Origin of the sequence: Exiguobacterium sp. s40, assembly GCF_018617905.1 — a bacterium.
GTDB classification, from domain to species: domain Bacteria; phylum Bacillota; class Bacilli; order Exiguobacteriales; family Exiguobacteriaceae; genus Exiguobacterium; species Exiguobacterium mexicanum_A.
Window position 1 is genome coordinate 208576 of record NZ_JACSLC010000002.1, and the last position, 23082, is coordinate 231657.

Sequence of the window (23082 nt, forward strand, 5' to 3'; positions counted from 1 at the left end):
CCTAGATGCGGAAATCATAGCCGGTCGTCTCGAGCGTCGGACGCTCGGTCTCCGGTCGATCCGTCTTCGTCAGTGGGCGGAACTGGGTCGTCACGCTCCGGTAACCGATCGCCTCGAGTGTCGTCTCGATCTTGCCGAGAAGCGGCTTGGCGAGCGTCTCGACGACCGGGTCATCGTGTTCGAGCGTGAGCCGGAGATTCCGGTCGATCGCCTCGAGTTTGACGCCGATCTCTCCGAGACGTGGTGTCTCGAGCCGGATATAGAGCACGCTGTTCTCCCAGTCGACGACGTCGCCGGCCTCACGGTTTTGGATATGGACGTGGATACCGGTGTCGATCTCTTGGACTTTCGCCGGCAAGGCGAGGATGAGCTGCTGGAGCTGCCCGCCGTCGAGCCGGTTCAGCGTCTGTTGGACTTGGAAGAACGAGGCGAGCCGCTGCGCTTCAGGTGTCGCCGCGTCAGCTTTCAATGACAATGTCGACGCCTGGACGCGCTGCGCCGTCTCTTGGATGACGCGGCCGGATAAGTTCGGATCGACCTTGAACGGCGTGACGCGCGGCAGTTCGCCGGCGCGGGTCGCCTGGTGCGGGATGTATTCGAGCCGGACATGGTTCGGCACGTAGCGGAACTCGTTCAAGCTGGTGCGCACTTCTTTAATGAGCGCGGCGCTCTCGGCAGGTTTCGTCGACAGCAGCCCGAGGGCGACGTCGAGTTTCGCCGTCATCGCGACGAGCGCCTTCTCTTGGGTCGTGCTCGTATGTAACAAGGCGTCCGTCTTTTGGATGAGTTGCGTCAGCCGGGTCGACACCGTCTCGAGCGCGGGGCGTGCCTGATGCGGGTTCGTCTCGACGAGGGCGGCGACTTGGCCGAGCTGTTTCGTGACCGTCACTTGCTCGTTTCGGAACGTATTCGTCACGGTCGCGAGATGTGTCGTCACTTCTTTGACGAGCACCGGTCGGCCGAGGACAGGCGGTAACGCCTCGCGCGGCTCGATTCGCGTCGGGCGCGGCTCCGGCAACTCGTTAATCAGCCGGTCGACCGTCTCCGGTGTCGGTGTCAAACGTTCGCTGACGGGACGCGACAAGTTGACGTGCTCGATGAAGCGTTCTTTCTGCGGGTACGGGGCGTCGGGCGCCGGACGAGTCACCAGTTGTCTCGCTTCATCTAATGACGCGACGGCGATGTCGCGGGCGACGTCACGCGGGAGCGTCGGTGCCTCGATCGTCTTTAGCCAAAGGACCGCATCGCGCAGGTCACCTTTAAAGACGGTCTCGAGCAGTCGCACCGTGTCCTCGTTCATCGGTAACCGTCCTGATTGGAACAGGCGGCTGACGGCGCTCCGCACCTCGGGCGGTAGCGACGCGAGCAACGCCTGAATCTTCGTATCGAGTTTCACCGGTTGGCCGCTCGAAGTGTCCGGCGTCTCCGGCTCAGGCTTGACGACGATCGTCCCGATCAGCTTTCCGTCTTGTTCGGCGAGCGTCAATTGGAACGGATTCGTCTTCGGGAGCCCGCCTTCGAACGTGACCTCGACGTGCTCGCCGTTGATTTTAACGATGCCGGAGTCGGGTCCGGTCTGTTTGACGAGTTCGGCCTTATAGACCCGGTTCGTTTGGATACCGGCCGTGACCGCGACGGCCGCGGTCAATGGGGCTTGGATTTGCATAGTTGTCACCTCGACCAATATATCGACCTCTTTTTCAAAAAGTGAAGCGAAACCGACAGAAAAAAACCTCCCGTCGGACGACGGAAGGGTCAGGATTCGAGCAAGGCGTTCTGGTTCAATTGTTGAAACCGGGCGACGAGTTCGCCCGTCGCTTTCAGCTGGTTGCGGAGGACGTACGCGGTCGCGTTCGTTTGGATCCGGTGACCGTCCTGGGTGACGACCGAGCCGTTCGGCTCTAGCGGGTCACTCGAGATGTCACGGATGTGGGACCAGGCGTACCATTCGCAATCAGGGCGCTTCGGGGACTTCGTCGGGAAGAAGACGAGCCCGGACGTCGGTTCGATGACGACAGGCACTTTGCCTTTGACACCGGCGACGCGCTTGGCAACGAAGATGCGTTCCTCGATCGAACTGCTGTACTGGCGGCACGAGAGCTGCAACAGCTGGTAGGGCCGGAGCGGCGTCATGATCTCAGATCCGTCCTCGAGAATGATCCGCGATTGCATCGTCATGTCTCGACATGGCAAAATCGCCACCGTCCGTTTCGTGATCCGGTATTTCTCCTCGGAATGGTAGGGGCGCATACAGCTGCACCGTCCTTTTCGTATTGGATTTTCAGGCTCGGCCATAACAGATGGAACACAAACCTAAATCATCCCTTCCATGATATATCACAAAATATGTAAATTCAATAAGGCGATATGAAAAGTAGGGAAATACAATTCCAATGTAAGCCAAATGAGCATTCGTTTGCAAAAAATTGAGAAAGTGTTTGTCACGCCTGCAAGAAGGTGGTAAGATTACCGATAGAGGGAAAGCCTCTGTATTCTTCAATGGTGAAAGGAATGGATTTACACATGGTAGGTAAAGTAAAATGGTTTAACTCAGAAAAAGGTTTTGGATTCATCGAAGTAGAAGGCGGCAAAGATGTATTCGTACACTTCTCAGCAATCCAAACTGACGGCTACAAATCACTTGACGAAGGTCAAGAGGTAGAGTTTGAAATCGTTGATGGCGAGCGTGGCCCACAAGCGGCTAACGTTACAAAATTATAATTTCGAACCACGAGTCGGCTCCTAACGGGGCCGACTTTTTTGTTTTTCTCACATAATGTCCTTTCCAATCAAAATCGCGTTTAAGAACGGGTAGAAAGGGTAGTTTGTTTCTATACCACCGATTCACGTGGAAGACGGACCTGTTGGAACAAAATTGTCATTATTTTCTGATGATAACGTTTTCAAACGATTCGGATTCGGGGTATACTATATATGAGCCACCTGGTTCCACTTTCTTTTCAGAAATGAAGCAGGAGATTCGGTCCAATCTGACGAATCATTGGGTCAAGCGGTTATTTTAAGGAGGAGTTCAGATGATTTATAACATTCGCGGCGAAAACATTGAAGTCACACCAGCCATCCAAGACTATGTCGAGAAAAAGCTGGACAAATTGACTCGGTATTTCACAACTCCTACGGATGCACAGACGGCTTACGTCAACTTGAAAGTGTACAATGAGAAACAAAAAGTGGAAGTGACGATCCCGATGCCGAACTTGTTGCTCCGTGCTGAGGAGACCAACCTCGACATGTACGCGGCAATCGACCTCGTCGTCGACAAATTGGAACGTCAAATCCGTAAACACAAAACGAAACTCAACCGTAAATCGCGTGCCAAAGATGGCGGTATCGGCGAGTACTTCAAATCACTCGAAGGTTCCGAAGACGTGGTCGTCTATGACGAGGACGAGGCAGAACTCGAACTCGTGCGGACGAAGCGCTTCACGCTCAAACCGATGGACACGGAAGAAGCGATTCTTCAGATGGACATGCTCGGTCACAGCTTCTTCGTCTTCTCAGACGCAGAGACGGGCAATACGAACGTCGTCTACCGTCGTAAAGACGGCAAATACGGCTTGATCGAACCTGAATAATTCAACCTTGAAACCACACGGCCCTCCGACTCGGAGGGCCGTTTCCTTTTGCCTTTCCTTGAAAGCAAGGGTCACTTCGGTTAAACTGTACATTAGGGAAAAAACATGCATTTTTTCAGTGAATGCAGAGGAGATAAAGCGTATGGCGAACTTTTTGAAAGATTTATTTGCTCCACAGAAACGAGTATTGAAAAAAGCAGAAAAAGCGGCCGACCTCGTCGAGTCGTTCGCCGAACCGATCAAGGCATTGTCTGACGAAGCACTTCAGGCGAAGTCGATTGAGTTCCGGGAGCGTTTGGACAAGGGCGAGACGCTTGACGATATTTTGCCAGAAGCGTTCGCGGTCTGCCGCGAGGCGTCCGAGCGCGTGCTCGGCATGCGCCACTACCGTGTCCAGCTCATCGGGGGCTACGTGCTCCATAACGGCGACATCGCCGAGATGAAGACCGGGGAAGGGAAGACGCTCGTCGCGACCCTTCCGGTGTACTTGAACGCGCTCACGGGCCGCGGCGTCCACGTCGTGACGGTCAACGAATACTTGGCCCGCCGTGACAAAGAACTCATGGAGCCGCTCTACTTCGCGCTCGGTCTCTCGGTCGGCCTCAACGTGTCGAACATGGACCGCGTCGAGAAGCAGGCGGCATACAACTGTGACATCACGTACTCGACGAACAACGAGCTCGGTTTCGATTATTTGCGTGACAACATGGTCCTTTATAAAGAAGACCGTGTCCAACGCGAGCTCTACTTCACGATCGTCGATGAAGTCGACTCGATTCTCGTCGATGAGGCGCGGACCCCGCTCATCATCTCGGGCTCGGCTCAAAAATCGACAGAGCTCTATACACGGGCCGACGCGTTCGTGCGGACGCTCAAGATCGAGGACGACTACACGGTCGACGTGAAGACGAAATCGGTCCTCTTGACGGACAAAGGGGTCGACCTCGCCGAGAAGTTCTTCGGCATCGACAACTTGTTCGCGATCGAGCACGTCTCGGTCAACCACCACGTCGGGCTCGCCCTTCGTGCCAACGCCGTCATGCATCATGACGTCGACTATATGGTCCGCGACGGCCAAGTCATGATCATCGACCAGTTCACGGGTCGGGTCATGGACGGACGCCGCTACTCGGAAGGGTTGCACCAGGCGATCGAGGCGAAAGAAGGCGTCGAGATTCAACGCGAATCGATGACGCTCGCGACGATCACGTACCAGAACTACTTCCGCATGTATGAGAAGCTGGCCGGGATGACCGGGACGGCGAAGACAGAGGAAGAAGAGTTCCGTAACATCTACAACATGCAGGTCGTGACGATCCCGACGAACAAACCGATCCTTCGGGAAGACCGTTCGGACCTCATCTTCAAATCGATGGAAGGCAAGTTCAAAGCCGTCGTCGACGAGATCATGGCAGCTCACGCGACGGGACAACCGGTCCTCGTCGGGACGGTCGCCGTCGAGACGTCGGAGTATTTGAGCAAGCTCCTCTCGAAGAAGAAGGTCAAACACGAAGTGTTGAACGCGAAGAACCATGCTCGTGAGGCCGAAATCGTCGAGAACGCCGGTCAAAAAGGTGCGGTCACGATCGCGACGAACATGGCCGGACGCGGTACCGACATCAAGCTCGGCGAAGGCGTCATCGAGCTCGGCGGATTATACATCGTCGGGACCGAGCGCCACGAATCGCGCCGGATCGACAACCAGCTCCGTGGACGGGCCGGACGACAAGGGGACCCAGGTAAATCCCAGTTCTACTTGTCACTCGAAGACGAGCTTATGCGCCGCTTCGGTACCGACAGCCTCCAGAGCATGATGGAGCGCCTCGGCATGGACGACACGCAACCGATCGAGAGCCGCATGGTCTCGAAAGCGGTCGAGTCGGCTCAAAAACGTGTCGAAGGCAACAACTATGACGCACGGAAGCAGCTCCTCGGCTACGATAACGTCATGGCCGACCAACGGAAAGTCATGTACAAAGACCGGGCCAGCATCCTCGAGAACGAATCGGTCACGGACATCGTCCGTTCGATGATTCAAGAGACGGTCGAGACGGGCGTGGCGCAATATACGCCGCTCGAACTCGTGCCGGAAGAGTGGAACATCGAGGAACTCGCGCACTGGGCCAACCAGACGCTTGCCCTCGAGCAACCGGTCGAAGGCAAGGACTTCTTCGGCAAAGAGCGCGAAGAGATCATCGAGCTGTTGAGCGAACGTACGAACGCGCAGTATGAGGCGAAACGCCAACTCGCGCCGCCGGAACGCTTCAACGAGTTCGAGAAGATCATCGTTCTCCGTGCCGTCGATTCGCACTGGATGGCGCACATCGACCATATGGACCAGCTTCGTCAAGGGATTCACTTGCGCGCTTACGGGCAGAACGACCCGCTCCGTGAGTATCAGGCGGAAGGGATCAACATGTTCGATGCGATGAACGCGGCCATCTCCGAAGAAGTGACCGGCTTCGTGCTCCGTGCCGAAGTCGGCGACAACCTTCGACGCGAGAAAGTCGTCGAGGAGGAAGTGGCAGTGTCTGGCAAGGACGACACGCCGGTGAAGAAAAAGCCGGTCCGTCGCTCTGAAGACCAACGGCTCGGGCGCAACGACCCGTGCTGGTGTGGTTCAGGCAAGAAGTTCAAAAACTGCCACGGCAAACAACAGGCTTAATTTTGAAAGAGGCGAGCCCGCTCGCCTCTTTCCTACGGAAAGGTGACCTACACTATGGAAATTTCAGATATTCGCAACGAACTCGAGGCGATGGCGAAACGCCTCGAGAATTATCGCCAATCGCTCAACCTGACAGAGAAGCAGGCCCGCATCGCCGAGCTTGAGAACGAGATGACGTACCCGGACTTCTGGGACAACCAAGAGAAGGCGCAAAAAGTCATCGATGAGTCGAACGCGCTCAAAGCGATGGTCGACAAGTATCAACAGCTTGCGGACGGCCATGAGGACGGCGAAGTCACGCTTGAACTCATCAAAGAAGAGCCGGACGCCGAGATGCAAGAAGAACTCTCGGAAATGGTGACGGCGCTCAAGGCCGATTTCGACGCGTTCGAACTTGAGATCCTCTTGAACGGACCGTATGACGCGAACAACGCCATCCTTGAGTTGCACCCAGGGGCGGGCGGTACCGAATCGCAAGACTGGGCATCGATGCTGCTGCGCATGTATCAACGTTTCGCTGACAAGCAAGGCTGGAAAGTCGAGACGGTCGACTACCTTGCGGGCGAAGAGGCCGGCGTCAAGTCGGTCACGCTCCGTATCGTCGGGCATAACGCCTACGGCTATTTGAAAGCGGAGAAAGGGATTCACCGATTGGTCCGCATCTCGCCGTTCGACTCGTCAGGCCGCCGTCATACATCGTTCGTCTCGTGTGATGTCATGCCGGAGTTCAATGACGACATTGAGATCGAAGTGAAGACGGAAGACCTCCGCATCGACACGTACCGCGCGTCGGGTGCCGGCGGTCAGCACATCAACACGACCGATTCGGCCGTCCGGATCACGCACGTGCCGACAGGTGTCGTCGTCTCGTGTCAGGCTGAACGTTCGCAAATCAAGAACCGCGAAGCGGCGATGAAGATGCTTAAAGCGAAACTGTATCAACGCGAACTCGACGAGCAGCAACGCAAGCTCGATGAGATCCGCGGCGAGAAAACAGACATCGGCTGGGGCAGCCAAATCCGCTCGTACGTCTTCCACCCGTACGCGATGGTCAAAGACCACCGCACGAGCTATGAGGTCGGGAACACGAGCGGCGTCATGGATGGCGACATCATGGGCTTTATCGACGCTTACCTCCGCAAGACAAATATGTGATGCAAGTGGCTCAAGGACTGACGTCTTTGGGCCACGTTGTATGTAGAGGAGAAAACCTTTAATGAAGCAAATCGTCAAAGACTACATCTATTTACTGACCGGGTCCGTCTTCGTCGCCTCGGCGTTCAGCTTGTTCCTATTGCCGAACAACCTCGCCTCGGGTGGCGTCAGCGGGATCTCGATCATCACGTATGAGCTGTTCAACATCTCGCCAGGGGCGTTCCAGCTTGTGTCGAACGTGTTGCTCCTCCTCGTCGGCTGGATGATCCTCGGGCTTGGCTTCGGCGTCAAGTCGCTCGTCGGGTCAATCTTCTTACCGGGCGTGATCTTATTTTATGAAGCAATTGATGCGGGGGCGGCCGTCAATGACACGCTGCTCGCGGCCATCTTCGGCGGGGCCGGCGTCGGGATCGGTCTCGGGCTCATCTTCCGGGGACGGGCCTCGACCGGGGGAATGGATTTGCTCGCGCAGATCCTACATAAGTTCACCCACATCCCGCTCTATCTCTGTATCGCCATCCTCGACGGGGCGGTCGTCCTCGTCGCTGCGGTCACGTTCTCGTTCACGACGGGACTGTACGCACTGATCGCGCTGTTCATCACGATCAAGATGATCGACTTCGTCCAGCTCGGCTTCACGCAGGACAAGATGGCATACGTCATCTCGGAGAAGCGGGACGTTATCACGCGCGCCGTCTTCGACGAGCTCGACCGGGGCGCGACGGAGATCCAGGCGATCGGGGCGTACTCGCGTCTCGAGCGGCCAATGCTTCTCGTCGTCGTCCGTCAAAACGAGGTGAGTCGTCTGAAAGAGATCATCCGTCGCATCGATCCCGATGCGTTCCTCATCTTCAGCGAGGCGCACGAGGTGATGGGGCAAGGATTCACATCCGACAAACGCTATATCAACGTGCCGTGAGTTGTGGAATCTTTGTGTATTTTTCATGAGATTAGGTTAGAAAGCGGTTCATAACGGCTATAATGGTAAAAGGAGGTTATTTCTACAACTTAGGAGGGGAACCTGATTATGAAGAAATGGATGATGGCGATTGGACTTGGCGCCATGCTCACGCTCGGTGCGTGCGGCGGTGGCGATGAAGAAGAGTCGACGAGCAACGGGGACGGCGCGAACACGGCGTCGGTCGACGCGGAAGCGGTCTACGCCCAAAACTGTGCGGCGTGCCACGGCGCGAACTTAGAAGGCATGAGCGGTCCGAAACTTTCGGACGTCGGTTCACGTCTGTCGGCTAGTGAAATCGAAGAAATTATCAAAAACGGGAAAGGCGCCATGCCTGCGAACGTGATCGAGGGAGACGAAGAAATCACAGCGGTCGCGGCTTGGCTCGCTGAGAAAAAATAATCAAGGCACGGGAAACTCGTGATTTGACTAAGGCATTCGCGTCCGCGAGTGCCTTTTTGAATTTGCGTTTCACCGTCTGTGTCGATCTCGTGAAGCCCATCTTCATTTCGACAATTTCCCACCGAACTCCATCCAACTGAAACAATCCTGTAATGGTTATTTAAAAGTTCGATTGTTATAATTGTAGGCGCTTGAACTATCGCCTCAGCGATGAATTGGATAGGGGTGACTGTTATATGGTCGCTTGACAGGTTATCTGATTATCGTGTAGAACAGAGGCTAGGCGAAAATATTCACTTAACGAATCAATTCGATGAAACCAATTCAGAATTCGTCATAGATGCATGGAAAATATATAAAAAGGGTAGGGAATACGTTATGATATCGATGCAAAAAGTCAGCAAAGTATATCCAAACGGCGTCGTCGCAGTCGACGACCTCGATTTGAAGATCGAAGACGGCGAATTTCTATACGTCGTCGGACCATCCGGCGCCGGGAAATCGACGTTCATGAAAATGATTTATCGGGAGGAAAAACCGTCGAGCGGTCAGCTCATGATTGACGGGATTGACGTCGGCAAACTGAAAAACCGCCACGTCCCAAAACTGCGCCGTCAACTCGGCGTCATCTTCCAAGACTACAAGTTGTTGCCGTCTTTGACGGTATATGAGAACGTCGCGTTCGCACTCGAGGTCGTTCAAGCCGACACGGGCACGATGCGCAAACAGGTCATGGACGTGTTGAACCTCGTCGGCCTGAAGCACAAGGCGCGCAACTATCCGGACGAACTGTCGGGTGGGGAGCAGCAACGTGTGTCGATCGCCCGTGCCATCGTCAATAAGCCTAAGCTCATCATCGCCGACGAGCCGACCGGTAACTTAGACCCGGACACGGCTTGGGGCATCATGGAAGTATTTGAAGAGATTCACCGTCGCGGGGCCACGATCGTCATGGCGACGCACAACCGTGATATCGTCGACAAGATCCGTCATCGCGTCATCGCGATCGAGAACGGAAAAGTCGTCCGCGATGAAGAGAAAGGAGCATATGGCTATGATATTTAAAAGTGGAATCCGTCATCTACGCGAAGGGTTCAAGGGAACACTTCGCAACGGGTGGATGACGTTTGCGGCTGTCAGTGCCGTCACCATCACCTTGTTACTCGTCGGGGTGTTCGCCCTCGTCATGTTCAACGTCAATGAGATCTCGGAGAACGTCGAGAACGACGTCGAAATCCAAGTGTTCGTCACCCGGACCGCGGAGGAAGCGAACGTCGAGAAGCTCGGCGAGAATATAGAGCAGATTCCAGGCGTCGCGTCGGTCACGTTCAGTTCGAAAGAAGAGGAACTGGAGAACTTCCGTAACCAACTCGGGGAAGATGCCAACGCCTATGGGACGGTCGAGAAAGACAACCCGCTCCATGACCGCTATATCGTCAAGGCGTCAGACCCGCTCAACACGGAGACGGTTGCAAAAGCGGTACAATCACTCGACAACGTCGATAAGGTCACATACGGACAGGACTATATCGACAAGATGTTCGCCTTCTTCAATGGGATTCGCATCGGTGGACTTGCGTTAATCGTCGGTCTCACACTCATGGCGATGTTCCTCATCTCGAACACAATCAAGATGACGATCTTCTCACGCCGTCGCGAGATTGAAATCATGCGTCTCGTCGGGGCGAAAAACAGCTTCATTCGCTGGCCGTTCTTCATCGAAGGACTTCTCCTCGGTGTGCTCGGCGCGCTCATCCCGATCGCTGTCATCTACTTCGGTTATGACGTCGCATATAGTGCTTTACAACCATCGCTAGATCAACTGAACAGTGATATATTTAAATTGATTGATCCATCGGTACTGACGACACAAGTGTCGCTCGTCCTCTTGGCGCTCGGTGCTTTCATCGGGATCTGGGGCTCGACGACATCACTCGGTCGGTTCTTGAAAGTTTAATCTAATTTAAATATGAGGAGGAGTTGGCGGATGAAACGTTCGCTTGCGCTTGGATTAAGTTTGACGCTACTTGTCTCGCCGGTCATGGCGACGGAGAAAGACACGCTGAAAGCACGACAAGATCGTCTATCCAATCAATTGGAGGAGTCCAAGAAAGCGCAAGACGAGACGGACGCCGAGCTCGACATCACCGAGGCGGAACGCGACGCGGTATCGACAGAGATTCGCGCCGTCAATGAAAGTCTCGAGGGATTAAGTGAACAGATCGCCGTCCAGCAGGAAGAAGCGGACGCGGCGCGCACTGAGCTCGAGGAAACCCGTGATCAACTCGCTGCCCAAGGGCAGTACCTCGAAAGCCAGAAGGCGCTCCTTAGTGAGCGTCTTCGTGTGCTTCAAGTACACGAGGACCGGTCCTATCTCCAAGTCGTCTTCGAGTCCCGCTCGTTCGGAGACTTCGTGACGCGGCTGTTGACCGCGCAGACGATCGCGGAGCAGGACCGGGACCTCATACATACCTACATGAATGAAGTCGAGCGGCTCGAAACGCTCGAGGCACGGCAACGGACGCAGCTGTCATTCTTGAAACAAAAAGAACGTGAGCTCGTCGTGACGAAACAAGCGCTCGACGTCGCCGCCGAACAGAAGCGCGACTTGTTGTCGGAGCTGAACGAACAGGTCGAACTGCTCGAACTTGAAAAAATGAGCCGTGCTGAAGAGCAGGCGCTCATGAACGAACAGAGCCGCATCATCGCCGGGCAGCTCGAAGCAATCGCTACGGCGGAACGAGAAGCGGCCGAAGCGCAGGCTCGAGCCGAAGCGGAAGCACGGGCGAAGGTGGAAGCAGAGGCGAAAGCACAGGCCGAGGCCAAAGCCGCAGCGGAAGCGAAAGGACAGTCGGACGAGAAGGCCACGGCCTCACCAGCACCGACGACCCCACCGCCTGCGGAAGCCCCGACGAATGTGTCGGGGCCAGCGACCTCGTTCGTCCGTCCGGTGTCCGGTTACGTGTCGAGCCCGTTCGGTCCTCGCCAAAACCCATTGACAGGCGTGGCGGAGTCGCATCGCGGCATCGATCTCGTCAATGCGACCGGGACCCCGATCGTCGCGGCGGCACCAGGCATCGTCATCAAGGCGGCGCCGGCGACAGGATACGGCAACGTCGTCTTCGTCTCCCACATCGTCGGTGGGGCCGTCTGGACGACCGTCTACGCCCATCTCGACTCGATCACGGTCTCGTCTGGGCAAACGGTGTCCGCTGGCCAGACCGTCGGTACGCTCGGCAACACGGGCTGGTCGACGGGACCGCATCTCCACTTCGAATTACATCGCGGACAATGGGCGCCAGGGCAACCGAATGCGGTCGACCCGGGTCCTTATATCGGTTACTGATGAGACGGACGTGTTCCAAATTTGTGGAACGCGTCCGTTTTTCTGAACTTTTTGCTATACTGAATGAAAGACTGACAAAGAGAAAAGAGGGAATCACCCGTGAAAAATACAACCGCAGGATTATTAGCCGGTGCCACGTTCGTTGCCGGAGCTGGTGCTGGGCTCGCGACGATGGCGTTTACGGATACGGCGCTGCCGATTCAACCGAAAGCGGAAGGTTGGGACAAAGTCGACCAAGTCCGAAAATTGATTGAGACGCATTCATTGAAGGATATTTCGGAAGAGGATTTATTGACCGGTGCCCTCGACGGGATGACGGCAGCGCTCGACGACCCGTACTCGGACTTCCTCGATGCCGAAGAGACGTCACAGTTCACCGACTCAATCGAGTCGAGCTTTGAAGGAATCGGCGCGACTTTGGAGAAGAAAGGAGAAGACATCTTAATCGTCGCTCCAATCAAAGGCGCACCAGCCGAAGCGGCAGGTCTTCGGTCCGGTGATGTCATCACAGCGGTCGACGGGGAATCGATTGAAGGGATGGCCGTCGAAGAGGCGGTTCAACTCATCCGGGGCGAGAAAGGGACCGTCGTTACGCTGACGATTCAGCGCGGCGGCCAAGAGGCCGACTACGAGATTACACGCGATACGATTCCGATTGAGACCGTCTACTCGGAAGTGAAAGAGCAAGATGGAAAGAAAATCGGTTATATCGAGGTGACCCAGTTCTCCGAACCGACGGCGGACGAATTTTTAGAGCAGCTCGAGACGCTCGAATCGGAAGGGATCGATAGCCTGATCATCGACGTACGAGGCAACCCGGGTGGATTGCTTCCTGCCGTCATCGAGATGACCGAAGGATTCGTCCCGACGAACAAACCGGTCGTCCAAATCGAGAATGCGGATGGGGACCGTGAGTCGCAGAGCGGCCGTGCCCGGGAAGCGAAGCCGTACGACTTGTTCGTCTTGACGGACGAAGGGTCGGCATCGGCGTCTGAAATTTTGGCCGGAGCCCTCAAAGAAGGGGCCGGGGCCACGATCATCGGCAACAAGACGTTCGGGAAAGGCGTCGTGCAGACGGCGTTCGATTTAGAGGACGGCAGCAACTTGAAGCTGACGACGAGCAAATGGCTCACACCGGACGGAAACTGGATTAACGAGAAAGGCATCGAACCGGACGTCGAGGTCGATCAACCAGACTACTTCAATGTCACCCGCATCCTCGCCGACGCGGATACGCTCAAAGTCGGGGACTACGGGGAAGCGGTCTCGAACTTGCATACCGTGTTGACGGGCATCGGCTATGAACCAGGCGGACAGCCGGGCTATTTCGGTGATACGATGGGCCGTGCCGTCAGTGCCTTCCAAGCCGACAACAACTTGCCGGAAGACGGGATCATCAATGAAGCGACGGCGTCGGCGCTCGAGTCACGCTTGCTCGAGGAGATTCAAGATGAGGCGAACGATGCCCAATTGAATCGCGCGCTCGAAGAAGCTGCAAAATAAGGATTAGGGAAAGGATTGGACAAGTGTGGACGTTCTACGAATGAGTTTTACTGCTTTGTTGACCTTGATCGGTAGTCCGCTACTCTGGGCGACGCTCGTCGCCCTCGCTTACATATCCACGACGCGTATCAAACGGGAGCGGGGCATGTTTCGCTCGCGTCGGCGTTCGCCGAAATCGGACTGGCGCCATTTTCTATGGCCAAGCCTGCTCCTCGCCGTCATCGGTTCGGCGGCGCTGATTCTGCTCGAGACGACCGTCAACTGGGAATGGGTCGTGACGTTCAGCGTGCTGTACGCGCTTATCGTCTTGACGATGCACCCGCGTTTCAGCAGCCCGGCGTTCCCATTTTTGATCATGCTGACGGCAGTCGCGCTTCGTGACGTCATCGAGTATGGGGGACTGACAGGGTGGATGGATCGATTGGCCGAGGTCGACTGGCCGGTGTATGCGCTCGTGTTCGGTGTCGTGACGCTCGCGGAGGCGATTCTCTTACGGTGGAACGGTCCGGTCGAGACGTCACCGACGCTCATCTTGTCCAAACGGGGCCAGTTCATCGGCGGCCACGTCGTCAAACGACTCTGGTTCTTCCCGCTTGTCGTCTTCTTACCCCCGTCCTTCGGTCTCGACGGCCCAGTGCCGATCATCTTGCCGATCCCGATCGGGGTCAGCCTGCTGTCGACGGGAGCACTCCCAGGGACGCTCCTCGGCCGCTTGAGCCTATATCGCGGCCTGCTCGCGCTCATCGCCATCGGTTTGTTCGGAGCTTCCTACGCCATCGACGTCCCGTACGCGGCCTACATCTTGCTCGGTCTGTTCGTGTTGTATGAGTTGGCGCTACAACTCATCAAGCGAGAGAATCGAGGGACGACGCCGGTGTTCATCAACGGCAACCGAGGAGCGGTCATCATCGACACGCTCCCGGGCTCACCGGGCGAGGCGATGCAGCTCATCCCGGGCGAATCGATCTACAAAGTGAACGGGACCGTCATCACGGGCGGGAGCAGCTTCTATGAGGCGCTCCAGTCGCATAAACCGTACATCAAGCTCGAGGTGCTCAACTTGAACGGAGACATCCGTTTCGTGCAACGGGCGATGTACGAGACCGACCCGCACGAGCTCGGCATCTTGTTCGTCGCCGAACCGGCGAGCCCGCGTCTGCGGTTACGGAAACTATAAAAGGGAGCATCCTTGGCGGATGCTCCCTTTCGTGCGTTCAATTAAAGTTCAAGTTTTGATGGTTTGAAGCCCATTGTCGCTTCGACTGCGTGTTGCCAGCCTTTATACAGATTTTCGCGGTGTGCTTCGTCCATCTTCGGTTCGAACTGATGGTCGAGTTTCCACTGTTGTTTGATCTCTGCTTGGTCTTTCCAGAACCCGACGGCGAGACCGGCGAGATAGGCGGCACCGAGAGCCGTCGTCTCGCTCACTTCAGGCCGTTCGACCGGGACGTCCAAGATGTCCGCTTGGAACTGCATGAGGAAGTTGTTGTTGACCGCACCGCCGTCGACGCGGAGCGTCTTCAACTCGATGCCAGAATCTTGTTCCATCGCCGTCAAGACATCGCGCGTCTGATAGGCGAGTGACTCGAGCGTCGCCCGGACGAAATGTTCTTTCTCCGTCCCGCGCGTGAGGCCGAAGATGGCACCACGGACGTCCGAGTTCCAATACGGGGCACCAAGTCCGACGAAGGCTGGGACGACGTAGACGCCGTCTGTCGTCTCGACGCGGTTGGCGTACTGTTCCGTGTCTTTCGCCGACTTGAGCATACGGAGTCCGTCACGGAGCCATTGGATGGCCGAACCGGCTACGAAGATCGAACCTTCGAGCGCATATTCGACTTTACCATTGTATCCCCATGCGATCGTCGTGAGCAGACCATGGTCCGACTTGACGGCTTCTTCGCCCGTGTTCATGAGCATGAAGCAACCTGTACCGTACGTGTTCTTACCTTCTCCTGACTCGAAGCAGGCCTGACCGAAGAGGGCAGCCTGTTGGTCACCGGCCGCGCCGGCGATCGGAACTTCGAAGCCGAAGAAGTGGTACGGGATCGTGTTGGCGTACACTTCACTCGACGGTTTGACTTCCGGGAGCATCGACTTCGGTACCGTCAAGATCTCGAGCAACTCATCGTCCCACTTCTGCTCATAGATGTTGTACATGAGCGTCCGTGACGCGTTCGAGTAGTCCGTGACGTGGGCGTGGCCGCCTGACAGTTTCCAGATGAGCCAAGTGTCGATCGTTCCGAAGAGGAGGTCACCGGCTTCGGCTTTCTCACGGGCGCCTTCGACGTTGTCGAGGATCCATTTGACTTTCGTGCCTGAGAAGTAGGCGTCAATCAAGAGGCCTGTCTTATCGCGGAACAAGTCGGCATGACCGGCTTCCTTCAACTCATCACAAATACCGGCTGTTTGACGCGATTGCCAGACGACGGCGTTATAGACCGGACGTCCTGTCGACTTCTCCCAGACGACGGCTGTTTCCCGTTGGTTCGTGATCCCGATTGCTGCGATCTCTTTTGGATCGATGTCGGCCGAACCGAACGCCTCGGCCATGACGGCGAGGACAGAACCCCAAATCTCATTGGCGTTATGCTCGACCCAGCCTGGCTTAGGGAAGTATTGTTTGAACTCACGCTGAGCGGTCGTGACGATTTTTCCGTCGTGGTCGAAGATGATCGCCCGTGAGCTTGTCGTTCCTTGGTCAAGTGCTAAAATGTAGCGTTTTTCTTTCTCCATATGAGAGAGCCTCCTTAGAAATTAGAAAGATTATGGTACGAGAATACCGTACAGCAATGCGGCGATGACCGCCCCGATGATCGGTCCGACGACCGGGATCCATGAGTAGCCCCAGTCCGACGTGCCTTTGCCTTTGATAGGAAGAATCGCATGTGCAATCCGCGGTCCGAGGTCACGCGCCGGGTTGATGGCATATCCCGTTGTACCACCAAGCGAGAGACCGATCGAGACGACGAGGAAACCGACGATAAGCGGATTCAAACCGTCCGTGAACGTGTTGGCCCCGAAAGATAAAATTCCGAAGACGAGGACGAACGTACCGATGATTTCTCCGATCACGTTGAACGGCGTGCTACGAATCCCAGGTGCGGTCGAGAACGTCGCCAATTTGGCGCCCGGGTCGTCGGTCGCATCATAGTGCGGCTTGTAATGGACATACACGAGGGCGGCCCCGATGAACGCCCCGATGAATTGTGCCAAAATATACGCTGGCACATCAGCCCAAGGGAATGAGCCTGCTGTCGCGAGACCGACCGTCACGGCAGGGTTCAAGTGAGCCCCTCCATAGATTCCGGCTGCGTATACCCCGATCATAACGGCGAAGCCCCAACCGAACGTGATGACGACCCAACCTGCGTTCTCCGCTTTCGAATGACGGAGGACGACGCCGGCGACGACACCGTTACCGAGCAAGATGAGTAGCATTGTACCAATAATTTCGCTGACGAATGCTGACATGTGATACTCCCTTCCTTCCATATTAAATTTGGCTTACCACTTCATTATATGCCCCAAATGAAAGCGTTTCAAAACCGAATATGCAAAAAAAGCCACTTTTCTTATGAAAAGTGGTTTTGATTGGTAATCCGGCGTCTGAAGTCGAGGGTGATCCCGACGAGAAAGACGAGCAGGACCATCAAGCTCACGTACGCGAGCGGGGGAAAGCTCGTGGCTCCGAGGTCGAGGAGAATCGAAGCGATGACGGCGAGGTAGAGCCAAGCGAGGCGCCGCGAAATCTCTTTATCGTCGTAACGGTCCGTGAGGGATGCCCCAATCGGCGCACCGATGAACGCCCCGATGACGAGGGCAAGCGGCGTCACATAATCGAGCGATAGCGACGGCAGATAGCCGACGAGTCCGCCGAGCGAGATGAACAGGACGGCAGCAAGGCTCGTCCCGACCCCGCGATGCGTCGTGAAGCCGAGCCAACTGACGAGGAGCGGGACGATGATGAACCCGCCGCCGATGCCGAGGAGGGCGGACAACAGTCCGGCCATCGCTCCGATCATCATCCCCGCGAGAACGGTCGATTTTTTCGGCTTCTGCGGTTTCGATGTTTTCTTTAATAGCGTAACGGCAAAATAAGATAGGATAGCCAGATAAAATAAGTTCAGTAACCAATCATACGTCCCCGAGATCGAGAGGACGAGGCGGCTCGACAGCTGTGCCGTGACGGCGCCGGTCAGTCCGACCGTGATGCCGGTCGACCAAGACACGTTGCCGAGCGACGTATGTTTCTTCGCGCCGGACAGGCTCGTCCCGACGACGAACAGGAGCGACGTGGCGACGGCCTCTGCTGCCGAATAACCACTAAAGAGCAGCACCGGGACGATGATGACCCCGCCGCCGATGCCGAAGAATCCGGACAAGGCGCCGACGATGGCACCGAGCGGGATGAAGAGAAGTGACCACATGACGACCAACTCGTTTCTACTTAGATTCACTCTCCATGATAACGAAAAGCGGAACGATTTGGGAAGCGTGTCAGAAGCGAATATTTGTTCGTGTATGTGCTATAATCAAGTCAATATGCAAGGAACAGAAAGCGAGGAATATATATGGATAAGATTAGCGTTCCGTTCGACTTACAATCACAATATAAGCCGGCCGGCGACCAACCGGAGGCGATTCGACAGCTCGTCGAGGGAATCAATCGTGGCGATCGGTATCAGACGTTGCTCGGGGCGACCGGCACCGGGAAGACGTTCACCGTATCGAACGTCATCCAAGAAGTGAAGAAGCCGACGCTCGTCTTGGCCCACAACAAGACGCTCGCCGGACAGCTGTATTCGGAGTTCAAAGAGTTCTTCCCGAACAACGCCGTCGAATATTTCGTCAGCTATTACGACTATTACCAGCCGGAGGCGTACGTGCCGTCGACCGACACGTTCATCGAGAAAGACGCCTCGATCAACGATGAGATCGATAAACTCCGCCACTCGGCGACATCGGCCTTGTTCGAGCGCGACGACGTCATCATCGTCGCTTCCGTCTCCTGTATTTACGGTCTCGGTAACCCGGAAGAATATAACAGTCTCGTCATAAGTCTCCGTGTCGGGAAAGAGATGGGGCGCGACCAGATGCTTCGCAAACTGATCGACATCCAATATGAACGGAACGATATCGATTTCCAGCGCGGCCGTTTCCGTGTCCGCGGCGATGTCGTCGAGATTTTCCCGGCGTCACGCGACGAACAATGCTTGCGCGTCGAGTTCTTCGGAGACGAAATCGATCGCATCCGCGAGATGGACCCGCTCACCGGCGAGATCATCGCCGACCGCGAGCACGTCTCAATCTTCCCGGCGTCCCACTTCGTCACCCGCGACGAGAAGCTGCAAAAAGCGATCGTCAACATCGAGGCCGAGCTCGAACAACAGCTCGCGAAGTTCCGCGAGGAAGGCAAACTGCTTGAAGCCCAGCGTCTCGAACAGCGGACGAACTATGACCTCGAGATGATGCGTGAGATGGGCTACTGTTCAGGCATCGAAAACTATTCGCGTCATTTGAACTTGACCGAGGCAGGGGCGACGCCTTACACGCTCATCGACTACTTCCCGAAAGACTTCCTACTCGTCGCCGATGAGTCGCACGTGACGCTCCCGCAAGTACGCGGCATGTATAACGGTGACCAGGCCCGGAAGCAAGTGCTCGTCGACCACGGGTTCCGCCTGCCTTCAGCTAAAGATAACCGTCCGCTCAAGTTCGACGAGTTCGAGAAGAAGTTGTCGCAAGCGATCTTTATCTCGGCGACACCAGGTCCGTTCGAGCTCGAGCATACCCCGCACATGATCGAACAGATCATCCGGCCGACAGGACTGCTCGACCCGACGATCGAGATTCATCCGATCAAAGGACAAATCGACTACTTGATGGACCAAATTCGCGACCGCATTAAACAGGACGAACGCGTTCTCGTGACGACGCTCACGAAAAAGATGGCCGAGGATTTATCGGACTATCTGCGTGAAGCGGGCATCAAGGTCAACTATATGCACTCTGAAATCAAGACGCTCGAGCGGATTGAGATCATCCGTGACCTGCGTCTCGGAAAATACGACGTCCTCGTCGGAATCAACTTACTGCGGGAAGGACTAGACATCCCGGAAGTGAGTCTCGTCACGATTCTAGACGCCGACAAGGAAGGGTTCCTCCGTTCGGACCGATCGCTCATTCAGACGATTGGGCGGGCGGCGCGGAACTCGAACGGGCACGTCATCTTGTTCGCTGATAAAATGACCGACTCGATGACGCGCGCGATTGAAGAGACCGATCGTCGTCGCTCGATTCAACAAGCCTATAATGAAGAACACGGCATCACGCCGCAGACGATCCGTAAAGAAGTACGCGGCGTCATCCGCGCGACGGTCGACGCCGAGGAGGATGTGCTCGAATCACTCAGCTCGATGAAGCCGGCTGAACGTGAGGAAGCCATCGCCAAGCTAGAAGAAGAAATGAAACAAGCGGCCCGCGACCTCCAGTTCGAACGGGCGGCCGAATTGCGTGACTTAATCTTGGAGTTGAAGGTAGGGAATTAAATGGCTGAAAAGAAAAATGCGATCGTCATCAAAGGGGCGCGCGTCAACAACTTGAAAAACATTGATATCGATATTCCACGGGACCAGCTCGTCGTCTTGACGGGCTTGTCCGGTTCCGGTAAATCGTCACTCGCGTTCGACACCATCTACGCCGAGGGGCAGCGCCGTTACGTCGAGAGTCTATCGGCCTACGCCCGTCAATTCCTCGGACAGATGGACAAACCGGACGTCGATACGATTGAAGGGCTGAGCCCGGCCATCTCGATTGACCAGAAGACGACGAGCCGTAACCCGCGCTCGACCGTCGGAACGGTGACGGAAATCTATGACTACTTACGTCTGTTGTTCGCTCGCATCGGGAAACCGGTCTGTCCGCGTCACGGTATCGAAATCTCGAGCCAGACCATCTCACAGATGGTCGACCAAGTGATGGAACTGCCGGAGAAGACGCGCCTGCAAATCTTGGCGCCAATCGTCTCGGGCCGCAAAGGGACGCACGTCAAAGTGTTCGACTCGCTCAAAAAGGAAGGGTTCGTCCGCGTTCGTGTCAATGGCGAGACGATCGAACTGACCGATGAGATCGAGCTTGATAAGAATAAGAAACATTCGATCGAAGTCGTCGTCGATCGCCTCGTCGTCCGCGCTGAAGTCGAAGGTCGTCTTGCCGACTCGCTCGAGACGGCGCTTCGCCTTGCCGACGGCCGAGCCATCATCGACAAGATGGACGGCACCGAGCTCCTGTTCAGCGAACATCACGCTTGTCCGATTTGTGGCTTCTCCATTGGCGAACTCGAGCCGCGTATGTTCTCGTTCAACTCGCCGTTCGGTGCCTGTCCGACGTGTGACGGGCTCGGTACGAAGCTTGATGTCGACCCGGAACTCGTTATCCCGGACCCGTCGAAGACGCTGAAGGAAGGCGCCGTCGTCGCCTGGCAGCCGACAAGCTCGCAATATTATCCGCAACTGCTCGCCTCGATGTGCAAACACTTTGACATCGACATGGACGTGCCGTTCGAACGTCTGTCGAAGCGTGACCAAGACCTCGTCTTGCACGGGACGGACGAAGAGTCGTTCTTGTTCCGTTACGAGAACGATTTCGGACAAGTCCGGACGAACACGATCTTCTTCGAAGGGGTGCTCCGCAACATCGAGCGCCGCTATAAAGAGACGACGTCCGATTATATCCGTGAACAGATGGAGACGTACATGGCGACACACGCTTGTCCGACATGTAGCGGTTATCGGTTGAAAGAAGAGACGCTCGCCGTCAAAATCACGGGCCACCATATCGGGCAAGTGACCTCACTGTCCGTCGTCAACGCCATCAAGTTGTTCGACTCGATCATGACAGAGTTGAGCGAGAAAGATATCGCCATCGCCCGTCTCATCTTGCAAGAGATTTGTGAGCGGCTCAGCTTTTTGAACAACGTCGGTCTCGACTATTTGACGTTGTCACGCGCCGCCGGGACGCTCTCGGGTGGAGAAGCGCAGCGGATTCGTCTCGCGACCCAAATCGGCTCACGGCTCACGGGCGTCCTATACGTCCTCGATGAACCGTCGATTGGATTGCATCAGCGTGACAACGACCGCTTGATCGCGACGCTCAAACAGATGCGTGACATCGGTAACACGCTCATCGTCGTCGAGCACGACGAGGACACGATGATGGCAGCCGATTATTTGATCGACATCGGACCGGGTGCCGGCGAACACGGCGGAGAAGTCATCGCCGCCGGGACGCCGAAACAGCTCATGAAGAACAGAAAATCGCTAACAGGCCAATACTTGTCTGGTAAGAAGTTCATCCCGCTCCCGGCCGAACGGAAAGTGCCGGACGAGCGTTTCTTGAAGATTTTGAAGGCGGAAGAGAACAACTTGAAAGGGGTCGACGTCTCGATTCCGCTCGGTATGTTCATCGCCGTCACCGGCGTCTCCGGTTCCGGGAAATCGACACTCATCAACGAGATACTCTACAAATCGCTCGCCCACCACATCAACCGTGCCAAGGCGAAACCAGGGAAGCATAAGAAGATTGAAGGACTCGACCATATCGACAAAGTCATCGATATCGACCAGTCACCGATCGGACGGACGCCGCGGTCGAACCCGGCGACATATACCGGTGTATTCGATGATATCCGTGACGTGTTCGCCTCGACGAACGAGGCGAAGATGCGTGGCTATAAGAAAGGGCGCTTTAGTTTCAACGTCAAGGGCGGACGCTGTGAGGCGTGCCGCGGGGACGGGATCATCAAGATCGAGATGCACTTCTTGCCGGACGTCTACGTCCCGTGTGAAGTGTGTCACGGGAAACGCTATAACCGTGAGACGCTCGAAGTGAAGTACAAAGGTAAGACGATCGCCGACGTGCTCGATATGACGATTGAGGAAGGGCTCGACTTCTTTGACAAGATTCCGAAAATCAAGCGCAAGATCCAGACGATCTTTGACGTCGGTCTCGGTTATATGAAACTCGGACAACCGGCGACGGAACTGTCCGGCGGGGAAGCGCAGCGCGTCAAGCTCGCCTCCGAGCTCCATAAACGTTCGACCGGGAAGACGATTTACATCTTGGACGAGCCGACGACGGGTCTTCACGTCGACGACATCGCTCGTCTGTTGAAAGTGCTGCAACGCCTCGTCGAGAACGGGGACACGGTGCTCGTCATCGAGCATAACCTCGACGTCATCAAATCGGCCGACTACTTGATCGACCTTGGACCGGAAGGCGGGGACGGCGGTGGTACGATCGTCGCGACCGGGACGCCGGAAGAAGTCGCCGAAGTCGCCGCGTCGTACACCGGCAAGTATTTGAAACCGGTGTTAGAACGGGATGCGGCCCGAGCGAAACCGAAAGCAGGAAAACGGAAGTAAGGTATAGAAATGATGAGAAACGGGAACATGAT

At 55.9% G+C, this 23082-nt stretch carries 18 protein-coding genes; 13 read left to right on the forward strand and 5 right to left on the reverse strand.

Annotated elements, in window-relative coordinates:
- Position 1: 1 nt before the first annotated feature.
- Positions 2-1666, reverse strand: a complete 1665-nt coding sequence (locus KNP02_RS02725; protein ID WP_251129113.1) for a hypothetical protein — start codon at positions 1664-1666, stop codon at positions 2-4.
- 89 nt (positions 1667-1755) lie between these two features.
- On the reverse strand, positions 1756-2250 hold the full coding sequence (locus KNP02_RS02730) for a competence protein ComK (RefSeq protein ID WP_214707226.1): 495 nt from the start codon (positions 2248-2250) through the stop codon (positions 1756-1758).
- 273 nt (positions 2251-2523) lie between these two features.
- On the opposite strand from KNP02_RS02730, the gene cspD reads away from it, so the two are divergent.
- The 11 genes from cspD (at position 2524) to KNP02_RS02785 (ending at position 14802) form a co-directional block, all read left to right on the forward strand.
- On the forward strand, positions 2524-2721 hold the full coding sequence (gene cspD / locus KNP02_RS02735) for a cold-shock protein CspD (RefSeq protein WP_021065411.1): 198 nt from the start codon (positions 2524-2526) through the stop codon (positions 2719-2721).
- Positions 2722-3035: 314 nt separating this feature from the next.
- Positions 3036-3596, forward strand: coding sequence for a ribosome hibernation-promoting factor, HPF/YfiA family (gene hpf / locus KNP02_RS02740; RefSeq protein ID WP_214707229.1), 561 nt, complete (start codon positions 3036-3038; stop codon positions 3594-3596).
- Positions 3597-3738: 142 nt separating this feature from the next.
- Positions 3739-6261 carry a preprotein translocase subunit SecA gene (secA, locus tag KNP02_RS02745; RefSeq protein WP_214707231.1) on the forward strand — a complete coding sequence of 841 codons (2523 nt, stop codon included), beginning with the start codon at positions 3739-3741 and terminating at the stop codon, positions 6259-6261.
- Between the two features lie 54 nt (positions 6262-6315).
- A complete protein-coding gene (gene prfB / locus KNP02_RS02750) occupies positions 6316-7416 on the forward strand; it encodes a peptide chain release factor 2 (RefSeq protein WP_214707240.1) in 1101 nt (366 codons plus the stop codon).
- 61 nt (positions 7417-7477) lie between these two features.
- Complete coding sequence (locus KNP02_RS02755; protein ID WP_021065415.1) at positions 7478-8335, forward strand: YitT family protein; 858 nt, start codon at positions 7478-7480, stop codon at positions 8333-8335.
- A gap of 108 nt (positions 8336-8443) precedes the next feature.
- Positions 8444-8776, forward strand: coding sequence for a cytochrome c551 (gene cccB, locus KNP02_RS02760; RefSeq protein ID WP_214707242.1), 333 nt, complete (start codon positions 8444-8446; stop codon positions 8774-8776).
- A gap of 378 nt (positions 8777-9154) precedes the next feature.
- The gene (gene ftsE / locus KNP02_RS02765; protein WP_214707244.1) at positions 9155-9841 is read left to right on the forward strand and encodes a cell division ATP-binding protein FtsE; all 687 of its coding nucleotides are present in this window, start codon (positions 9155-9157) and stop codon (positions 9839-9841) included.
- Positions 9831-10733: a permease-like cell division protein FtsX gene (gene ftsX / locus KNP02_RS02770; protein ID WP_214707246.1), complete on the forward strand. Its 903-nt coding sequence runs from the start codon at positions 9831-9833 to the stop codon at positions 10731-10733. The genes ftsE and ftsX overlap by 11 nt, the downstream gene beginning before the upstream one ends.
- Positions 10734-10763: 30 nt before the next feature.
- Positions 10764-12122, forward strand: coding sequence for a murein hydrolase activator EnvC family protein (locus KNP02_RS02775; RefSeq protein ID WP_214707248.1), 1359 nt, complete (start codon positions 10764-10766; stop codon positions 12120-12122).
- Between the two features lie 99 nt (positions 12123-12221).
- The gene (locus KNP02_RS02780; RefSeq protein WP_214707250.1) at positions 12222-13625 is read left to right on the forward strand and encodes a S41 family peptidase; all 1404 of its coding nucleotides are present in this window, start codon (positions 12222-12224) and stop codon (positions 13623-13625) included.
- Between the two features lie 40 nt (positions 13626-13665).
- Positions 13666-14802: a PDZ domain-containing protein gene (locus KNP02_RS02785; protein WP_214707252.1), complete on the forward strand. Its 1137-nt coding sequence runs from the start codon at positions 13666-13668 to the stop codon at positions 14800-14802.
- A 41-nt stretch (positions 14803-14843) separates the two neighbouring features.
- Here the strand turns inward: KNP02_RS02785 and glpK are convergent, their stop codons facing one another.
- The 3 genes from glpK to KNP02_RS02800 all read right to left on the reverse strand — a co-directional run bounded on the left by glpK (position 14844) and on the right by KNP02_RS02800 (position 18055).
- A complete protein-coding gene (glpK, locus tag KNP02_RS02790; RefSeq protein WP_214707253.1) occupies positions 14844-16361 on the reverse strand; it encodes a glycerol kinase GlpK in 1518 nt (505 codons plus the stop codon).
- Positions 16362-16391: 30 nt separating this feature from the next.
- Entirely contained in the window at positions 16392-17099 is a 708-nt protein-coding gene (locus KNP02_RS02795) for an MIP/aquaporin family protein (RefSeq protein WP_214707255.1), read from the reverse strand.
- Between the two features lie 101 nt (positions 17100-17200).
- Positions 17201-18055, reverse strand: a complete 855-nt coding sequence (locus KNP02_RS02800) for a sulfite exporter TauE/SafE family protein (protein WP_214707257.1) — start codon at positions 18053-18055, stop codon at positions 17201-17203.
- Positions 18056-18199: 144 nt separating this feature from the next.
- Between KNP02_RS02800 and uvrB the strand changes: the two genes are divergently transcribed.
- Both uvrB and uvrA read left to right on the forward strand, forming a co-directional pair.
- Complete coding sequence (gene uvrB, locus KNP02_RS02805) at positions 18200-20176, forward strand: excinuclease ABC subunit UvrB (RefSeq protein WP_251129114.1); 1977 nt, start codon at positions 18200-18202, stop codon at positions 20174-20176.
- On the forward strand, positions 20177-23050 hold the full coding sequence (gene uvrA, locus KNP02_RS02810) for an excinuclease ABC subunit UvrA (protein ID WP_214707259.1): 2874 nt from the start codon (positions 20177-20179) through the stop codon (positions 23048-23050).
- The last annotated feature ends 32 nt before the right edge of the window (positions 23051-23082 follow it).

Bases quoted from the DNA above. Each gene is read 5' to 3' on its own strand.
- KNP02_RS02725 (WP_251129113.1), bottom strand. From the start codon at position 1,666: ATGCAAATCCAAGCCCCATTGACCGCGGCCGTCGCGGTCACGGCCGGT.
- KNP02_RS02730 (WP_214707226.1), bottom strand. From the start codon at position 2,250: ATGCGCCCCTACCATTCCGAGGAGAAATACCGGATCACGAAACGGACG.
- cspD (WP_021065411.1), top strand. From the start codon at position 2,524: ATGGTAGGTAAAGTAAAATGGTTTAACTCAGAAAAAGGTTTTGGATTC.
- hpf (WP_214707229.1), top strand. From the start codon at position 3,036: ATGATTTATAACATTCGCGGCGAAAACATTGAAGTCACACCAGCCATC.
- secA (WP_214707231.1), top strand. From the start codon at position 3,739: ATGGCGAACTTTTTGAAAGATTTATTTGCTCCACAGAAACGAGTATTG.
- prfB (WP_214707240.1), top strand. From the start codon at position 6,316: ATGGAAATTTCAGATATTCGCAACGAACTCGAGGCGATGGCGAAACGC.
- KNP02_RS02755 (WP_021065415.1), top strand. From the start codon at position 7,478: ATGAAGCAAATCGTCAAAGACTACATCTATTTACTGACCGGGTCCGTC.
- cccB (WP_214707242.1), top strand. From the start codon at position 8,444: ATGAAGAAATGGATGATGGCGATTGGACTTGGCGCCATGCTCACGCTC.
- ftsE (WP_214707244.1), top strand. From the start codon at position 9,155: ATGATATCGATGCAAAAAGTCAGCAAAGTATATCCAAACGGCGTCGTC.
- ftsX (WP_214707246.1), top strand. From the start codon at position 9,831: ATGATATTTAAAAGTGGAATCCGTCATCTACGCGAAGGGTTCAAGGGA.
- KNP02_RS02775 (WP_214707248.1), top strand. From the start codon at position 10,764: ATGAAACGTTCGCTTGCGCTTGGATTAAGTTTGACGCTACTTGTCTCG.
- KNP02_RS02785 (WP_214707252.1), top strand. From the start codon at position 13,666: ATGAGTTTTACTGCTTTGTTGACCTTGATCGGTAGTCCGCTACTCTGG.
- glpK (WP_214707253.1), bottom strand. From the start codon at position 16,361: ATGGAGAAAGAAAAACGCTACATTTTAGCACTTGACCAAGGAACGACA.
- KNP02_RS02795 (WP_214707255.1), bottom strand. From the start codon at position 17,099: ATGTCAGCATTCGTCAGCGAAATTATTGGTACAATGCTACTCATCTTG.
- KNP02_RS02800 (WP_214707257.1), bottom strand. From the start codon at position 18,055: ATGTGGTCACTTCTCTTCATCCCGCTCGGTGCCATCGTCGGCGCCTTG.
- uvrB (WP_251129114.1), top strand. From the start codon at position 18,200: ATGGATAAGATTAGCGTTCCGTTCGACTTACAATCACAATATAAGCCG.
- uvrA (WP_214707259.1), top strand. From the start codon at position 20,177: ATGGCTGAAAAGAAAAATGCGATCGTCATCAAAGGGGCGCGCGTCAAC.